This is a genomic window from Clostridium sp. LIBA-8553 (assembly GCF_057782465.1).
In genome coordinates, this window is sequence record NZ_CM173489.1 from 3,301,010 (window position 1) to 3,317,773 (window position 16,764).

General features: G+C 29.7%; 14 protein-coding genes and 1 other annotated feature. Of the genes, 7 read left to right on the forward strand and 7 right to left on the reverse strand.

The window, feature by feature from the left end:
• Positions 1–301: 301 nt before the first annotated feature.
• The 4 genes from murC (at position 302) to AC2JAQ_RS15065 (ending at position 5,184) form a co-directional block, all read left to right on the forward strand.
• Positions 302–1,675 (forward strand): UDP-N-acetylmuramate--L-alanine ligase, encoded by a 1,374-nt coding sequence (gene murC / locus AC2JAQ_RS15050; protein WP_488457094.1) that lies wholly within the window; start codon positions 302–304, stop codon positions 1,673–1,675.
• Positions 1,676–1,908: 233 nt separating this feature from the next.
• Positions 1,909–2,928: a LacI family DNA-binding transcriptional regulator gene (locus tag AC2JAQ_RS15055; protein WP_488457095.1), complete on the forward strand. Its 1,020-nt coding sequence runs from the start codon at positions 1,909–1,911 to the stop codon at positions 2,926–2,928.
• A gap of 115 nt (positions 2,929–3,043) precedes the next feature.
• A complete protein-coding gene (locus AC2JAQ_RS15060) occupies positions 3,044–3,862 on the forward strand; it encodes a purine-nucleoside phosphorylase (protein WP_488457096.1) in 819 nt (272 codons plus the stop codon).
• A 95-nt stretch (positions 3,863–3,957) separates the two neighbouring features.
• The gene (locus tag AC2JAQ_RS15065) at positions 3,958–5,184 is read left to right on the forward strand and encodes a NupC/NupG family nucleoside CNT transporter (protein WP_488457097.1); all 1,227 of its coding nucleotides are present in this window, start codon (positions 3,958–3,960) and stop codon (positions 5,182–5,184) included.
• 78 nt (positions 5,185–5,262) lie between these two features.
• Here AC2JAQ_RS15065 and AC2JAQ_RS15070 read toward each other — a convergent pair whose 3' ends face one another.
• Positions 5,263–6,339: a M24 family metallopeptidase gene (locus AC2JAQ_RS15070; RefSeq protein WP_488457098.1), complete on the reverse strand. Its 1,077-nt coding sequence runs from the start codon at positions 6,337–6,339 to the stop codon at positions 5,263–5,265.
• A gap of 197 nt (positions 6,340–6,536) precedes the next feature.
• Here AC2JAQ_RS15070 and AC2JAQ_RS15075 point away from each other — a divergent pair, with 197 nt between their 5' ends.
• Complete coding sequence (locus AC2JAQ_RS15075) at positions 6,537–7,235, forward strand: metallophosphoesterase family protein (RefSeq protein WP_488457099.1); 699 nt, start codon at positions 6,537–6,539, stop codon at positions 7,233–7,235.
• A 36-nt stretch (positions 7,236–7,271) separates the two neighbouring features.
• Here the strand turns inward: AC2JAQ_RS15075 and AC2JAQ_RS15080 are convergent, their stop codons facing one another.
• Positions 7,272–8,486, reverse strand: coding sequence for a cytochrome b5 domain-containing protein (locus AC2JAQ_RS15080; RefSeq protein ID WP_488457100.1), 1,215 nt, complete (start codon positions 8,484–8,486; stop codon positions 7,272–7,274).
• A 105-nt stretch (positions 8,487–8,591) separates the two neighbouring features.
• Positions 8,592–8,833, forward strand: a binding site (T-box leader).
• Between the two features lie 67 nt (positions 8,834–8,900).
• Between AC2JAQ_RS15080 and asnS the strand changes: the two genes are divergently transcribed.
• Entirely contained in the window at positions 8,901–10,298 is a 1,398-nt protein-coding gene (asnS, locus tag AC2JAQ_RS15085) for an asparagine--tRNA ligase (RefSeq protein ID WP_488457101.1), read from the forward strand.
• A gap of 73 nt (positions 10,299–10,371) precedes the next feature.
• Here the strand turns inward: asnS and AC2JAQ_RS15090 are convergent, their stop codons facing one another.
• The 3 genes from AC2JAQ_RS15090 to nrdG all read right to left on the reverse strand — a co-directional run bounded on the left by AC2JAQ_RS15090 (position 10,372) and on the right by nrdG (position 13,204).
• Positions 10,372–11,853, reverse strand: a complete 1,482-nt coding sequence (locus tag AC2JAQ_RS15090) for a leucyl aminopeptidase (RefSeq protein WP_488457102.1) — start codon at positions 11,851–11,853, stop codon at positions 10,372–10,374.
• 156 nt (positions 11,854–12,009) lie between these two features.
• Complete coding sequence (locus AC2JAQ_RS15095; RefSeq protein ID WP_488457103.1) at positions 12,010–12,561, reverse strand: YcxB family protein; 552 nt, start codon at positions 12,559–12,561, stop codon at positions 12,010–12,012.
• A 133-nt stretch (positions 12,562–12,694) separates the two neighbouring features.
• Complete coding sequence (nrdG, locus tag AC2JAQ_RS15100) at positions 12,695–13,204, reverse strand: anaerobic ribonucleoside-triphosphate reductase activating protein (protein WP_488457104.1); 510 nt, start codon at positions 13,202–13,204, stop codon at positions 12,695–12,697.
• A gap of 108 nt (positions 13,205–13,312) precedes the next feature.
• Between nrdG and AC2JAQ_RS15105 the strand changes: the two genes are divergently transcribed.
• Entirely contained in the window at positions 13,313–13,921 is a 609-nt protein-coding gene (locus AC2JAQ_RS15105; RefSeq protein ID WP_488457105.1) for an HD domain-containing protein, read from the forward strand.
• A 56-nt stretch (positions 13,922–13,977) separates the two neighbouring features.
• Here the strand turns inward: AC2JAQ_RS15105 and AC2JAQ_RS15110 are convergent, their stop codons facing one another.
• Positions 13,978–15,369, reverse strand: coding sequence for an MATE family efflux transporter (locus AC2JAQ_RS15110; protein WP_488458808.1), 1,392 nt, complete (start codon positions 15,367–15,369; stop codon positions 13,978–13,980).
• A gap of 385 nt (positions 15,370–15,754) precedes the next feature.
• On the reverse strand, positions 15,755–16,750 hold the full coding sequence (locus AC2JAQ_RS15115; protein WP_488457106.1) for an isocitrate/isopropylmalate dehydrogenase family protein: 996 nt from the start codon (positions 16,748–16,750) through the stop codon (positions 15,755–15,757).
• Positions 16,751–16,764 lie beyond the last annotated feature (14 nt).

Below are 16,764 nucleotides of genomic sequence, written 5' to 3' on the forward strand. Positions count from 1 at the left end.
TTCTTTATAAAACACATATATTTTTATAAATATTTTCCTTTTTATTCTGCATTTACAATCATTATAACAAACTTTATTAAGGCTGTTAACCAGTTATATATTACACATTGCGAATTTTAAGATTTTTTTCTTAATAATTATTAGGTTATCTTAGTAACTATATAAGAATAAGATTAATAAATCTCTTTTGGTACTAAAAGCAATAAATTTTCATAAAATACTTTTAAAAAGAATTTTTTTGTGTGCTTTTCTAAAAAAGTGTATATAATTATTAGTGTATATAAGTAAAGGAGTTGATATCTTGGCTTTTGATTTATTAAAAGATATTAATAAAAAAGTTCATTTCATAGGAATTGGTGGAGTTAGTATGAGCGGTTTAGCTGCCGTATTACTTAATGCTGGTTACAAAGTTTCAGGATCTGATTCAAAGGAATCAGAAATTACTAATAGATTAAAAAAAGAAGGTGCCAAAATATACATAGGTCACAGTAAAGATAACTTACAAGATGTTGATGTAGTTGTATATACTGCGGCAATACCTAGCGATAATCCTGAAATAGTTAAAGCTAAAGAAGATAACCTTATTCTAATGGATAGAGCTGAATTTTTAGGACAAATTATGAAGGGTCATAAATTCAATGTTGCTGTAGCAGGAACTCATGGAAAGACAACAACTACTTCTATGATTTCACATGTTGCACTTAGCGCTGATTTAGATCCTACAATATTAGTTGGTGGAGATTTAGATATTATCCACGGAAATTTTAGAGTTGGAAATAGTGAATATTTCATAACTGAAGCTTGTGAATATAAGCAAAGTTTCTTAAGATTTTTCCCTTACGTTGGAATAATACTAAATATAGATGCAGACCATCTTGATTTCTATAAGGATATAAATCACATAAAGGATACATTTAAGCAATTCGTTAAACTTATACCTACTGATGGATATATTATAGGAAATGCTGATGACGAAAAAGTTGTTGAAGTTCTTGAGGATGCTAAATGTAATGTATTAACTTACGGAATTAACGCTGGAGATATACAAGCTAGAAATATAGAATTCAACGAAAAAGGTTGTGCTACTTTTGATGTATTTAAAGGTGAAGAAAAACTTCTTTCTATTTCTTTAAATGTACCTGGTATGCATAATGTATCAAATTCATTATCAGCTGTATGCTTAGCTGAAATATTTAACGTACCTGTAGAAGCAACAGTTTCAGGTCTTTCATCATTCGGAGGAGCTCATAAAAGATTCGAGTATAAAGGTACTAAGAATGATGTAACTGTTATTGATGACTATGCTCATCATCCAGTTGAAATAAAAGCTACATTAAGTACAGCAAAGAAAATGGATCATAATAGAATAATCTGCGTATTTCAACCACATACTTACACAAGAACAAAAACTCTTTTCGATGATTTCGTTAAATGTTTTGATGATTGTGATGAGCTTGTTTTAATGGATATCTATGCAGCTAGAGAAAAAGATCTAGGAGAAATAAATTCAGATCAACTAGGAGATGCTATAAGAGCTCATGGAGTAAAATGTACAAATGTACACTCTCATGAAGAAGCATTAGAATATGTAAAGACTAACCTATCAAAAGGAGACCTACTTTTAACAGTTGGAGCTGGTGATGTTGTTAAGGTTGGCGAACTTTTTTTAAAGTAAATAAAAAAAGAGTTTTATTGAAAAAAAAGACTATTTTATTAAAAAAATAGTCTTTTTTATTTGCATTATGCCAAAAATAATGTTATCATTTACATACAGCGTTTTTCTTTTTCTTACATCATTTGATGAAAGCGATACCACACTTAATTAAAATTTAATTTTTCTACCAAGGAAAATATTGTTTAATTATTTTCGCAGTTCATCTATAATAGTGTACAAAGGGGGAGAATGACATGTCTGTAACAATTAATAATATTGCAAAAGAAGCGGGTGTGTCTTTAGCTACTGTTTCCAGAGTTATAAATAATTCTGGGTACGTAAAAGAAGAAACTCGTGAAAAGGTTATGAAAGTTATAAATAAATATAACTATACTCCTAGCGCTATTGCTAGAAGTCTTTCAAAAAATGTTACTAACACTATCGGAGTTATAGTTCCTGATATTACAAATCCATTCTTTGGATCTATAATAAAAGGAATAAGTGATGTTGCAGAAGCTAATGACCTTAACTTGATTCTTTGTGATTCTAATGAAAGTATCGATAAAGAAATCAAAGCTATTAAAACACTAAAAGAACAAAGAATCAGAGGAATTATCATTTGTCCAACCTCTGTTGAAAATGATTTAAATAGTGAATACCTAAAGGCTATAACTAGTTTAGGAATACCTGTAATCTTAGTTGATGGTAGTCTTAAATATCATAATTTCAATGGTGTTTTTGTGGACAACATCAAAGGTGCTTTTGATGCTACTGAGGCATTAATTAAAGCTAATCATACTAATATAGCTATAATAACAGGCCGTATGACATCTAAACCAGCTCAAGATAGGCTATTAGGCTATGAAAAAGCATTGATAATGAACAATATCCATATAAATAGTGATTTAATTTTTTATGGAGATTATGAAGAAGAAAGTGGATATGAATGTACTAAAGAAATATTATCAATGGAAAATAGACCTTCAGCAATTTTTGTATGTAATAACCTTATGACTTTAGGTTGCTTAAAAGCTTTAAAAGAGGCAAACCTTCAGTTAACAAAAGATATTTCTTTAATATCTTTTGATAATATACCTATATTGGATACCTTAGGTATAAATCTTAGCCATATAAATGGTCCAACAAGAGAGCTTGGAGAACTTAGTATGAATTTATTGATAGATTCTTTAAGCAATAATTCAAAAAAAGAATTAAGTAGTATAACAATAACTCCAGAGCTTATTCTAAAAGGTTCTGAGAAGTTAATAAAATAATTACAAAGTTAATTTAGAATTTTATACATTTTAAAGTAAGCGTTACCACATACTAGAAATATTCCAAAATTAAAATCATTAACAAAACAAATTTTTCATTGTGAGGTGTAAAATCATGGATTTATCAAACAAAATTAAAACAGCTGCTGAGTACATAAAAGGAAAAAGTAAATATAACCCAACAATAGGATTAATATTAGGATCAGGATTAGGTGCTATTGCAGACCAAATCGAAGATGCTGAATACTATCCATACAACGAAATTCCAAACTTCCCTGTTTCTACAGTTGAAGGTCATGCTGGAAGATTAGTTATAGGAAAATTCCAAGGTAAAGAAGTTGTTGCAATGCAAGGAAGATTCCACTACTACGAAGGTTACTCAATGCAAGAAGTTACTTGCCCAGTAAGAGTAATGAGATTATTAGGAGTTGAAACTTTAGTAGTTACTAATGCTGCTGGAGCTGTTAATAAAGATTATACTCCTGGAGATTTAATGATAATATCAGACCACTTAAATTTATCAGGTTCAAATCCTTTAATAGGTAAAAACTTAAATGAATTTGGTACTAGATTCCCTGATATGTCAAATGCTTATGACAAAGAGCTTAGAGATCAGGTTAAAGATATAGCTAAAAACTTAGGAATAGAAGTAAGAGAAGGTGTGTATGCTATGTTTAGCGGTCCAACTTACGAAACTCCTGCTGAAATAAGAATGGTTAGAACATTAGGAGCAGATGCAGTTGGTATGTCAACAGTTCCTGAAGTTATAATAGCTAACCATAGTGGAATGAAAGTTATAGGTGTTTCATGCATGACTAACATGGCTGCTGGTATATTAGAACAACCTCTTAATCATGAAGAAGTTATGGAAACTTCAACTAGAGTTAGAAAAACTTTTATAGAACTAATGACTAATATTATCAAAGAAATTTAATAAAGTTAATCAAAAATACATTTTTTAACTTTTATTAAATAGAAAACTAGTATAAAATAAAATGAATAAAAAAACTTAAGAAAAGGAGAACAAACGTGGATAGGTTTATTGGTGTAATAGGTCTTATTTGTATTCTTGGTATAGCTGTTCTTTTTTCTGAAAACAGAAAGAAGATCAACTGGAGACTTGTTGTAACAGGTCTTTTACTACAAATTATTTTCGCTCTACTAATCCTAAAAGTTCCTGCTGGAAGAGCAGTATTTGAATGGGTTAGTGGTGGAATTACTAAATTATTAGATTTCACTAAGGAGGGTTCTGTATTCTTATTTGGTTCACTACTTGATACAGATAAATTTGGTTCAATATTTGCTTTACAAGTATTACCAACAATTATCTTCTTCTCATCATTAATGAGTGTACTTTATCATTTAGGCGTAGTTCAAGTAGTAGTTAAAGTTATTGCTAAAGGTGTTGCTAAACTATTAGGAACAAGTGGTGCTGAAACATTCAGCGCAGTTGGTAATATCTTCTTAGGTCAAACAGAAGCTCCTCTATTAGTAAAACCATACATAAAGAACATGACTAAATCAGAGTTATGTGCAATTATGGTAGGTGGTATGGCTACTGTTGCCGGTGGTGTTATGGCTGGTTATGTAGCTATGGGAGTTAATGCTGGTAGTTTATTAGCAGCATCAATCATGGCGGCTCCAGCTGGATTAATACTTGCTAAAATACTAGTTCCTGAAACTGAAGAGCCAGAAACTAAAGGTGGCGGAACTCTAGAACTTAAAGTTGAAAGTGAAAATGTTATTGAAGCTGCTGCTAACGGTGCTTCAGAAGGTTTAGGATTAGCATTAAACGTTGGTGCTATGCTTCTTGCATTCGTTGCTCTTATAGCTATGATTAACGCATTATTCGGAGCAATTGGTGGATTATTTGGCGCACCTTGGTTAAGTTTAAACTGGATTCTTGGTAGATTATTCTCTCCATTAGCATTCATAATGGGAGTACCAACTAAAGACATTTTCGTAGCTGGAGACTTACTAGGAATTAAATTAGCAGTTAATGAATTCTTAGCTTACTCACAATTAGGAACTTACATAGCAAACGGAACTTTAGAGCCTAAGACTGTAATGATATTAACTTATGCTCTTTGCGGATTTGCTAACTTAAGTTCAGTTGCAATTCAATTAGGTGGTATCGGTGGATTAGCTCCAGAAAAGAAACCAGTTATAGCTAAGTTAGGACTTAAAGCACTTCTAGGTGGTGTATTAGCTACATGTATGACAGCTACTATCGCTGGTATATTATTTAGTGCTTAATAATTAGAAAACTTTAGATTGTTATAATAAAAAGAACATTCTTCATTTGAAGAATGTTCTTTTTTATGTAATTAATTATTATTCTATAACAACTAATTCTTTATTTAAGTGATTTAATCTTTCGCACCCCTCTTCAGTCACTAATACTAAATCCTCTATTCTTACTCCCATATCATCTTGAAGATATATTCCTGGTTCTACAGAGAAAATCATGCCTGGTTTAACTTCATCAGTGTTAGTTGATCCAACATCACCAAAATCGTGAGTTTCTATTCCTATTGAGTGCCCTGTTCTATGAGTAAAGTATTTTCCATAACCTTTACCTTCTATAACATCTCTAGCCGCTTTATCTATATCACAGAATCTAACACCTGGCTTAATCATTTCTATAGCCTTTTTATTAGCTTCTAAAACTGTGTTAAATATTTCTTTTTGATGTTCTGTTGGTTCGCCAAAGAATACACATCTAGTCATATCTGAGCAGTAATAATCTTTTCTACATCCAGTATCTATTAAAACTCCCATTCCCTTTTCTAATCTTTGCTCTCCTGATTCTGCATGTGGATCTGCTGCATTAGCTGCGAAAGCAACGATTGGTTCAAATGAGTATCCTTGACATCCATATTCAGCATAACCTTTTCCTAAGATTTCTACTACTTCCTTTTCAGTCATTCCTTCTTTAAGGCTACTTATTGCTTTTTCTACCACTATATCATTTATTCTTGAAGCTTCTTTCATTAAAGCTATTTCTTCATCATCTTTTCTCATTCTAACTCTATCAACTATAGGAGATCCATTAACAAATTTCTTTGCTGATTTTCTATCTAATAATTGAATTAAGAAATGAGCTTTCCAATCTTTATCTATTCCTAACACTTCTTCATGGTTTATTATTTCATCTAAAATATCAATTGGATTCATAGTATCGTTATACCATAGTATATCAACACCTAAATCTTCATTTATTGGAAATAATTCATTTACTATGAATTTTTGTTCACCCTTTGTGTTTAAATAAAGTGTTATCATTCTTTCTCCTGGTGATATCCACTTACCTGTTAAATAAAATATTGATGCAGGTGAAGAAACTAACATTTGAGGTATATTATTTGCCTCCATAGCTTCTAAAATTCTTTTTACTCTTCCTTCTTTCACCTTGATCACTCCCTCTCTAAATAGTTAAAATTCTTTAAATAAATTATATCATAATTTGAAATTATCTAATAATTTATATAACTTAACTATTTGTAATATTTATTTTTTTATTTTGTCTATTATTTTTTTATTTTATCTATTAAATTGTTATATAATATTTATAGTAAAAAGTAATTGATAAATAGGAGGTCTTAAAATTGAGAATAGCAGTAATATCAGATATACATGGAAACTTATATGCCTTAAGAGAAGTTTTAGAAGATATAGATAACCAAAATATTGATTCTATAATATGTTTAGGAGATTTAGTTGGTTATGGACCTCATCCTAATGAAGTAATAGCACTTATTAAGAGAAGAAATATTCTATGCTTAAAAGGTAATTATGATGCTTCTGTTGTGGACAATGATTATACATATATTAGAGATACAGATATAAATTCATTTTCTCTTCCTTGGACAGCAGATGAACTAAGAACATCAAATAGATATTATTTAGATAACCTACCTAATGATATTTCTATGAATGTATGTGGAAAATCTATCAAATTTGTTCATGGTAGTCCAAGAAAAATAAATGAATATTTAAGAGAAGATTATGACCAATTAGATGAAATAATGAGCGAGCTTAAAGAAGATGTTTTAGTTTGTGCTCATACTCATATTCCTTATGCTAAAAAAATTGGAAACAAAGTTATAATAAATGATGGTAGTGTTGGTAAACCTAAAAATGGTAAACCTCATGCAACTTATGTAATCTTAGACTTCTCTAATGAGTTTAAATTAAAAGTAGAAATGAAAACTGTTCCTTATGAATTTAGAAGAACTATGAAAGACATGGAAATGAAAAACTTTCCTCAAAAATTAATTTATTCTTATGAGTCTGGAAAAGAATAAAAATAAAGCTAGATTAATTTTAATCTAGCTTTATTTTTAACAATCCTTATAACTACAAGTTAAAACACCAACAATACTTAGATTTTTTAGAGGTTTTTTATTATTTCCATAAACCTCTTTATACTCGCCTGTTAAATCGCATCCAACCTTTATATTCTTTTCTTTCCATCCTTCCACATCCGTTAAATCATAAACTGTACCAAATATAGATATATACGGTGGATTTCCATTTTTACCATTGTATTTATTAAGATCATTTATATTAAATTCTTTTACTTTATTCCTTTTAGGATAGGTCTTGTCATCGTAAATAAGTGTTCCAACAATAGGTAATCTAACTAAAACACTTTTATCCCCACTATTACATTCATTAAACTCTGAAGTAACATCACTTCCTAACTTCAATTTATTATAGGGACTCTCTTTAAATAAGTCCGTATTACTTACATCATAAATTACTCCATCTATTGCTATATAAGCTGGATTTCTATTTTCTCCATCATACTTTTCTAATTCTCTTAATGTTAAATCCTTATTAATAGTTTGAATATGCATTCCTCTTTTGTTCTCTTTAAAATCATGTAATATTGCTACTATTGGAAGTCCTCTTAAATAATCCTTGTTTCCTTTATAACATTCATTGAATTCTTTAGTTATATCAGTTCCTAAAGATAATTTATCATGAGGACTCATTCTTAAAAAAGGCATTACAGATACATCATAAACAATACCATCAATAGCTATATATGATGGATTTCCATTTCGGCCATTATATTTCTTTAATTCCTCAGAGCTCATTATTTTAAATCTTTTCTGAGGATAATACTCTTGTGAATCCTCCATAAATTCAACTTCTTCTGGCTCTGCTAATAATCCTACTTTAGGAATATTAGATAGTAATGATAAATTTCCTCCATGACATTTATTAAATTCTTCTGTTAAATCTTTTCCTAGTTTTATTTTTTTATGTGAGCTCTTTTTAAATAATTCTATGTTCGTAACATCATAAATAACACCATCTATAGCAATATATGCAACTTTCCTATTTTCCCCATTAAAACTAGCAAGCTCTTCTGGAGTGAGAATTAACATATCCTCTTCTTTATTTCTTGTATTAAAATTTTCAAACTCTTGAAAAATATCCTCTATTTTATTCTTATATATCTTAGAATTTTTATTATTTCCCGCTAAAGTCATTAAGTACTTTAATTTATTTATTTGTTCAAACTTATCTTCAAAAAAATTGCACATAAAAACTCCCCTATTACATACTATATCTATATATTTCTATGTGGTTAATATTGCAAATGTTAATGTTTTATTGTAAAATCATTATTAATCGAACTAAATAAGATTTTATTTACTATGAAGAGAAGAGTAAGCTTAGGAAGTAGCTAATAGCGAGCAGATTATGGTGTGAGTTCTGCAGTGAAGCCTATTCTGAAGAACATCTCTGAGTTTCTAACCGAAATCCACTTTGGAGAGTAGACTTAGACGGCTTCAAGCCGTTATACTTGAAGAACATTTTTGTGTTCATAAAGCCGGCTATTTTTATAGCAATTTGGGTGGTACCGCGAATAATGCCATTCGTCCCATTATCTTAATGTGGATGAAGGGCTTTTTTATTTGGAATAAAAACTTAATTAAGAAAGAGAGGAAACAATAATGAAAGATGTAGTTTTAGTAAAAAGTCTTTACAGAAACACTAGTGAATACAGTAATAAAAAAGTAAAAATATCAGGTTGGATCAGAACTTTAAGAGCATCAAATGCTTTTGGATTCATAGAAGTTAATGACGGTTCATTCTTCAAAAACATTCAAGTTGTTTTTGATAATGCTAAGATAGCAAACTACAAAGAAGTTTCTAAACTACCTATAAGCTCATCAATCTCAGTTATAGGAACTTTAATTGAAACTCCTGATTCAAAACAACCATTTGAAATTCAAGCAGAAGAAATAATAGTAGAAGGAATGTCTGATTCAGATTATCCTCTACAAAAGAAAAGACATACTTTTGAGTACTTAAGAACAATAGCTCATTTAAGACCAAGAAGTAATGCTTTCTCAGCTACATTCAGAGTAAGAAGTGTTGCAGCTTATGCTATACATAAGTTCTTCCAAGATCAAGGATTTGTTTACACTCATACTCCAATAATAACTGGATCAGATGCTGAAGGTGCTGGAGAAATGTTCAGAGTAACAACTTTAGATATGATGGCTCCTCCAATAGCTGAAGAAGGTGGAATTGATTTTTCACAAGATTTCTTTGGAAAAGAAACTAATCTTACAGTTTCAGGCCAATTAAACGCTGAGTGTTTTGCTTTAGCATTCAGAAACATCTATACTTTTGGACCAACATTTAGAGCTGAAAACTCAAATACAGTAAAACACGCTGCTGAGTTCTGGATGATTGAACCTGAAATGGCATTTGCAGATTTAATAGATGACATGGAAGTTGCTGAAAACATGTTAAAATATGTTATAAAATACGTTATGGATGAATGTCCAGAAGAAATGGCTTTCTTTAATCAATTCGTTGATAAAGGATTATTAGATAGATTAAACCATATCGTAAGCTCAGAGTTTGGAAAAGTTACTTACACTGAAGCTGTTAAATTACTTAAGGAGTCAGGAAAAGAATTTGAATATCCAGTTGAGTGGGGAATAGATCTTCAAACTGAGCATGAAAGATATTTAACAGAAGAAATATTCAAAAAACCAGTATTCGTAACTGACTATCCAAAAGACATTAAAGCATTCTATATGAGATTAAACGAAGATGGAAAAACAGTTGCAGCTATGGACTGCTTAGTTCCTGGAATTGGAGAAATCATAGGTGGTAGCCAAAGAGAAGAAAGACTTGATGTTTTAAAAGCTAGAATGGCTGAATTAAACTTAAGTGAAGAAGATTACTGGTGGTATCTAGAACTTAGAAAATACGGTGAAACTGTTCACTCAGGATTTGGTCTAGGTTTTGAAAGATTAATCATGTACATCACAGGAATGGCTAATATAAGAGACGTAATTCCATTCCCAAGAACTACTGGTTCATCAGAATTCTAATAAAAAAAGAAGTGGAGAAATCCACTTCTTTTTTTTATTTAGTTTAATATTAATAGAATGAATGTTTATTATACTATTGGCATCTTTTATTTGCTAATTCATATAATGTTCTAACACCAGCTCCTGTACCACCTGCTGGACAATAATCTCCTTTTTTATCAGAGAATGCTGGGCCTGCTATATCTAAATGTAACCAAGGTTTATTTTGAACAAACTCTCCAATAAATAAACCAGCTGTTATTGTTCCTGCATATTTTCCACCTATATTCTTTAAGTCTGCTATGTTTGACTTTATAAGCTTATTGTAATCTTCAAAGCTAGGCATTTGCCATACTTTTTCTCCAGTTTCCTTTGCAGCTTCTTTTAACTCTCCATAAAACTCATCATTATTAGTTAATACAGCTGTCACATCCTCACCTAAAGAAACAACAGCAGCCCCAGTTAGTGTAGCCACATCTATAACCTCACTGGCCTTTTCCTTTTCTATAGCATAAGTTACAGCATCTATTAAAGTAAGTCTTCCCTCAGCATCAGTATTTAAAATTTCTATTGTTTTACCTGCCATAGATCCTATTATATCTCCAGGCTTATATGCATGACCTGATATTAAGTTTTCACAAGCGGCAACCACAGCTATTACATTTATTTTTAGATTTCTCTTAGCTATAGCACTTATAGCTCCTATAACGGCAGCAGCTCCTCCCATGTCAGCCTTCATTGTAACCATTCCTGCATTAGTTTTTAAAGAATATCCACCTGAATCATAAGTTAATCCCTTTCCTACTAATGCTAATCTATTATCCATATTATCCTCATCACCAAAATATCTCATTACAATAAGTTTTGGTAGATTATCTGAACCTTTTCCTACTGATAAGAAAGATTCCATTTTTAATTCTTCTATTTGTTTTTCATCAAAGATTTCAACTTCAAATCCATATTTTGACCCTATACTTTTAACTTCTTTCGCTAAAGTCTCTGGATACATCTTATTAGCAGGTTCATTTACTAAATCTCTTGCTAAACAAGTAGTTTCTGAAAGTAGAAGTGCTTCACTAACCGCTTTTTCACAAACTTCTATCTCTTCTTCCTTTATGTTATGCCCTCCAATATGAACAGTAACCTCTCCATCTTCTTTCTTATCACTTTTATATTTATTAAAAGTATATGATGATAAAGCTAATCCTTCTACCATTGCTTTTATGGTATTCTTCATTCCAATATTGTCTACATAATCAAATCTTATGAATACACTTTTACTCTTTAATCTCTTAATCTCACTTACAACTTTACCAAAGGCTCTTCTTAATTTTTCTTTAGTTAATTCTCCTGACTTTCCAAGACCTAATAAAATCACATCTTGTATATCTTCATGAGTCATTCTAGTCGTACTAAATATTTCTCCATAAGCACCTTTAAATTGACCTTTTTTCTTAAGTATATCTATCTTATTGTTAATTTCTTCATTAGGTATTTTTGTTTTATCTTCAAAATATGGGATTAATAATGCATTTGTTTCTTTACACTTCGTTTTCTTTACTAAAAAATTATACATTTATTTTCCACCTCTTTAAATTTTTATAATTAATATATCATATTTATTTTTAATAATCTATTTTTTATGTTTCTCTCTTTAATATATAGCTAATATTATAAAAAGTATGTAACTTAAATTACCAACTAAAAAAAAGCTTAACTATAAAGTTAAGCTTTATGCTAATCCAATAATAGATAATATACGTTCTCTAACATTGTTTCTATCATTATTTATTTTATTTAAAAAGTAAATACGATCTTCATTATTTTTGAAAGCTTCCTTCGGAATTGAAATATAGTCAATAGAAGATATATAAATATATATATTTCCTCTAAAAGAAAAAATTTCTCTTATGATTTTCCATGGATATACTCTTTCTTGAATTCCTTCATTGTATTCTATTTTTAATCCATAATTCATAACCTCAACTCTACACTTACCAAGCATGTTTTTTTTCTCTAGAAAGTTTACTTTCTCATTTATACTTTTCTCTATTATCTTTCTATTTTTAATATTGCACATTATAGAAAAAATAAGCCATGCTAATAAAGTAATTGCATAGAAACTATTGTTAAGATTTTTACTAGCCTTAATGAACACCATGGTCATTATAAATACAAATATAGCTCCTAAGATTTCAAATAAAATCCATATAAAAAATTCTCTGCTTATAAATTCTTTTCGACACTTTACAAATTCATTTCTACCTAAAACAAATTCTAACATATACGCTTTCTACTCCCCTTAAGCAATCTAATTCTCAACTTCCCAATATTTATATAAATAATTTTAACATAGCTTTTTCGTATAAACTATTATGAACATATTACAATTGAAGTTTTTTACAAAATTTTAATGCTTAAAATTCTAATTCAATTACTCTTCCTTCTTTTAAACTTTTTTTAACGTCTATTATTCTTTGATTTGAGGAGCCTCTGAATTTAAGTCCATCTTCTTTATTATCTATTTCAAATTTCCCATCAACTAATACGTCTATATTCTCTAAAAATTCTTTCCATTTATTAAACTCATCAGCCTTTTCTAATAAGTGTTCAAATCTATATCCAGTATAGCTCCAAACATTTAATCCTAAGTCTTTAGCTGCCTTGGCTATGTATATAAATTTATTAGCTTGTTCTAATGGATCTCCACCACTAAATGTTACTCCATCTATAAATGGATTTTCTGATAAATCTTTTATTAATTCATCTATATCCATTTCCTCACCACCATTAAAGTCATGAGTATCTGGATTAAAACATCCCCTACAATTATGTTTACATCCTTGTGAAAAGAAAACTCTTCTTATTCCTGGTCCATTTACTAAACTCTCATAGGCGATTCCTGATAATCTAATAGTATTACTCATAAAAAATTACCTCCTGCTTTATTATATGTTCCTTTTTTTTAATTTAACTGTTTAAAAATGCTTACTATTGTTAATTATTAAAATAAGTATTTAATTAGGGGGTACAAAATGAATAATCAAAACTTATTTTTAGAAATTGAGAAGCATTTATTAGAGGATAATAAACCATCCATATTCTTAAATCAAATTAAAGATGAAGAATCATTTAAAAATTCTTCTTTTAATATTTTCAACCAACTCAATAAAGAAAATCAAATCGATCAATCTAATCCTTGGACTCATACATTAAATGTAGTGGACCTAGCTTCAAAATACAAAGATTTATCCAACGACCCAAAAGCTTTTATGTGGTCTGCATTCTTCCATGATATTGGAAAAGTAAGAACTCTAAACCCAATTCACGATAGAGTTGGAGGCGAAATAACTAGGAGAATTCTTAGAGAATATAGTGAAGATGATACTCTAAACGAAAACATAATAGCACTAGTAAAGCATCATTCTGCACCAGCTTTTGTCCTAAATAGAATTTCATACAGCATTATAGATTTAATAAATACAACTGACATTCACGATGTAGCTTTATTATCTTTATGTGACAAATTAGGAAATATGAATTCTCAAAAAAATAATTTTGAGTCTTATCTATTAGATAGTAATAAGTTTCTTCAAGTCATGTCTAGTAAAACCTGTGTTACCTTTAAGGAAATCATAATCTAAAAAAAGGGTTATATTAATAGAATCTTACTTTGAAACTATTGATATAACCCTTTTATTTATACAGTTATTAAATTATCATGAGCTTCATTTTCTTCAATGTCACTTATAACATTCTTTATCCATTTTCCAGACTTTAATCTTACTAACTCGAATATTATCTTTAAAAATTCTTCTGTACATATTAAGAAATAGACTCCATAAATAGGTAATGAAAATGTAGTAGCACCTAAGAATGCCATAGGAACAGCATAAAGCCATATAGTTCCGCATTGAACTAGCATAGAATAAGTTGTATCTCCGCCACCTCTAAAAACACCAACAATCATAACCATATTAAAAGCTCTTATTGTAAAAAATAATCCTATTACTCTTAAAACCTTCAATGTATCTAAGTAAGTTCCTTCGCTCACCTTGAAAGGTTTAAGTGCCAATGGTGCTGTTATCCATATTAAAACTCCTAAAATAAATCCAACCCCAACAGCCATGATAGCTATATTTTTAGCATATTCCCTTGCTGTACTTTCCTCATTAGACCCTATTTTATTCCCTATCATTATTGATGAAGCTGTAGCTAATCCTATTAATAAAACCATAAACATGTTATTTAAGGTAGTAGCTATTTGCATACTGGCAACAGCATTAGTTCCTATCCTGGCATAGGCAATAGAATAAGCTGTCATGCCTAGTGACCATATAATTTCATTTGCTATAACAGACCAAGATGTTTTAAAATAGATTTTTACAAAGCTAAAATCAAATGACATAAGCTCACTTAATTTCGATGCTACTTTATTCTTGCTAAAGTAAACGAAAGAAACTATAAATATCATTTCAATCAGTCTAGCTATAGTCGTTGCTAGGGCAGCTCCACTAACTCCCATAGGTTCAAACCCTAGATTTCCAAATATAAATACCCAGTTTAAAAACGCATTTATTAAAACTCCAACCATACTAGCATACATAGGAACATTAGGTTGTTCTGTACTTCTTAAAGCTGAAGAATACGCTTGAGTAAAATTAGTAAAAATACAACTTATAGCAACAATCTGTAAATATTGAGCCCCTAATTCTACTACTCTTAAGTCATTAGAAAGAATACTCATTATCTCGTAAGAAAAGAATCCAGCCCCTAAAGCAAAAATCGTTGAAACTATAAGTCCAATAGATATATCTAATCCTAAAATCTTTTTTATATTTTTTAAATCTTTCTTTCCCCAAAACTGAGACATAAAAACACTAGCTCCAGCATTTATGCCAAGGATACATAGGGTAAAAATAAATATATATTGGTTAGCTAAACCAACAGATGCTATAGACTCTTCCCCTAATCTACCTACCATTAAATTATCAACCAAATTTAATGATGATGTAATAAAACTTTGGATAGTAATAGGAACAGCCATCATTATCATAGTAGATAGAAATTCCCTATTTTTAAAAGCTTTAATCAAAGTTAATCCCCCTTTTTTAAAAATTACATAAAAAAAATAAAAGCAAATGGGTAGTCTTTAGCCGCCCATCTGCTTTTAAATCTTATTTATTGTCTAATAAATAAGGTTCATAGTCAATATAATCCCTTACTTATTTACATTACTTTAAATATTTAAAGTTAAAACTTTTAGTCACCTAAATTTTTACTGGAACTCCTTATAGTTTTTATTGTATAATATACATCTCACTGTAATTTTCAGTGAAAGTACACCAAATTACTAACAATAATACGTTCAAAAAAATTATCCACAGAATATTTTTTTGAAATTTATCCACAGTTGTTAAAATAAAAAATAATCCACAGTCAATTAAAATTTATTTGGCTGTGGATTATTTTTTGCATTAATTCATATTTTTTATAATTTCATTTCCAAATTCTTTAGTAGAAGCACTTCCACCTAAGTCCATAGTTAAAATTTTTCCTTCCTCAAAAACCTTTATTAAAGCTAGCTCTATTTTTTCTGCGTATTCATATTTTCCTAAGTATCTTAACATCATTATTGAGGATTGAATTATTGCTGTAGGATTAGCTAAATTTTTTCCTGCTATTTGAGGCGCGCTTCCATGCACAGCCTCAAATATTGCAAAGTTATCCCCAATATTAGCTCCTGGAACAAGACCTAACCCTCCAACTAATCCTGCACATAAATCCGATAAAATATCCCCATAAAGATTTGGCATAACTAAAACATCAAATTTATTAGGATTTAATACTAAATTCATAGCAGCTGCATCAACTATTAAATCATCATGCTCTACTTTATTCTTTTCACATTCTTTTCTAAACACATCTAAAAATAAACCATCAGTTAACTTCATTATGTTAGCTTTGTGGATACCAGTTAATTTTTTTCTTTTATTATCTTTAACGTATTTACAAGCAAAATCAACTATTTTTTCACAAGCATCCTTTGTTATTATTTTTATACTTTCTGCACCATAATCCCCTAGTTTATGCTCTATACCAGCATATAAATCTTCAGTATTTTCTCTAACTATTACTAAATCAATATCTGAATATCTTGATTTGATTCCTCTAAAACTTTTTACTGGTCTTAAATTAACATAAAGATTTAATTCTTGTCTTAAAGTCACGTTTACACTTTTAAACCCATATCCTATAGGTGTTGTTATTGGTCCTTTTATAGCTACTTTATTTCTTTTTATTGACTCTATAACTTCCTTTGGAAGAACTTCTCCAGAGGTTTCAATTTGTCCCTCGCCAGCTTGTACTTCTTCCCATTCTATTTCTGCACCACTAGCATTAACAACCTCTTTCATAACTTCTACTATTTCTGGACCTATTCCATCTCCCGGTATCAATGTTACTCTCTCCATTAATTCACCCTCCT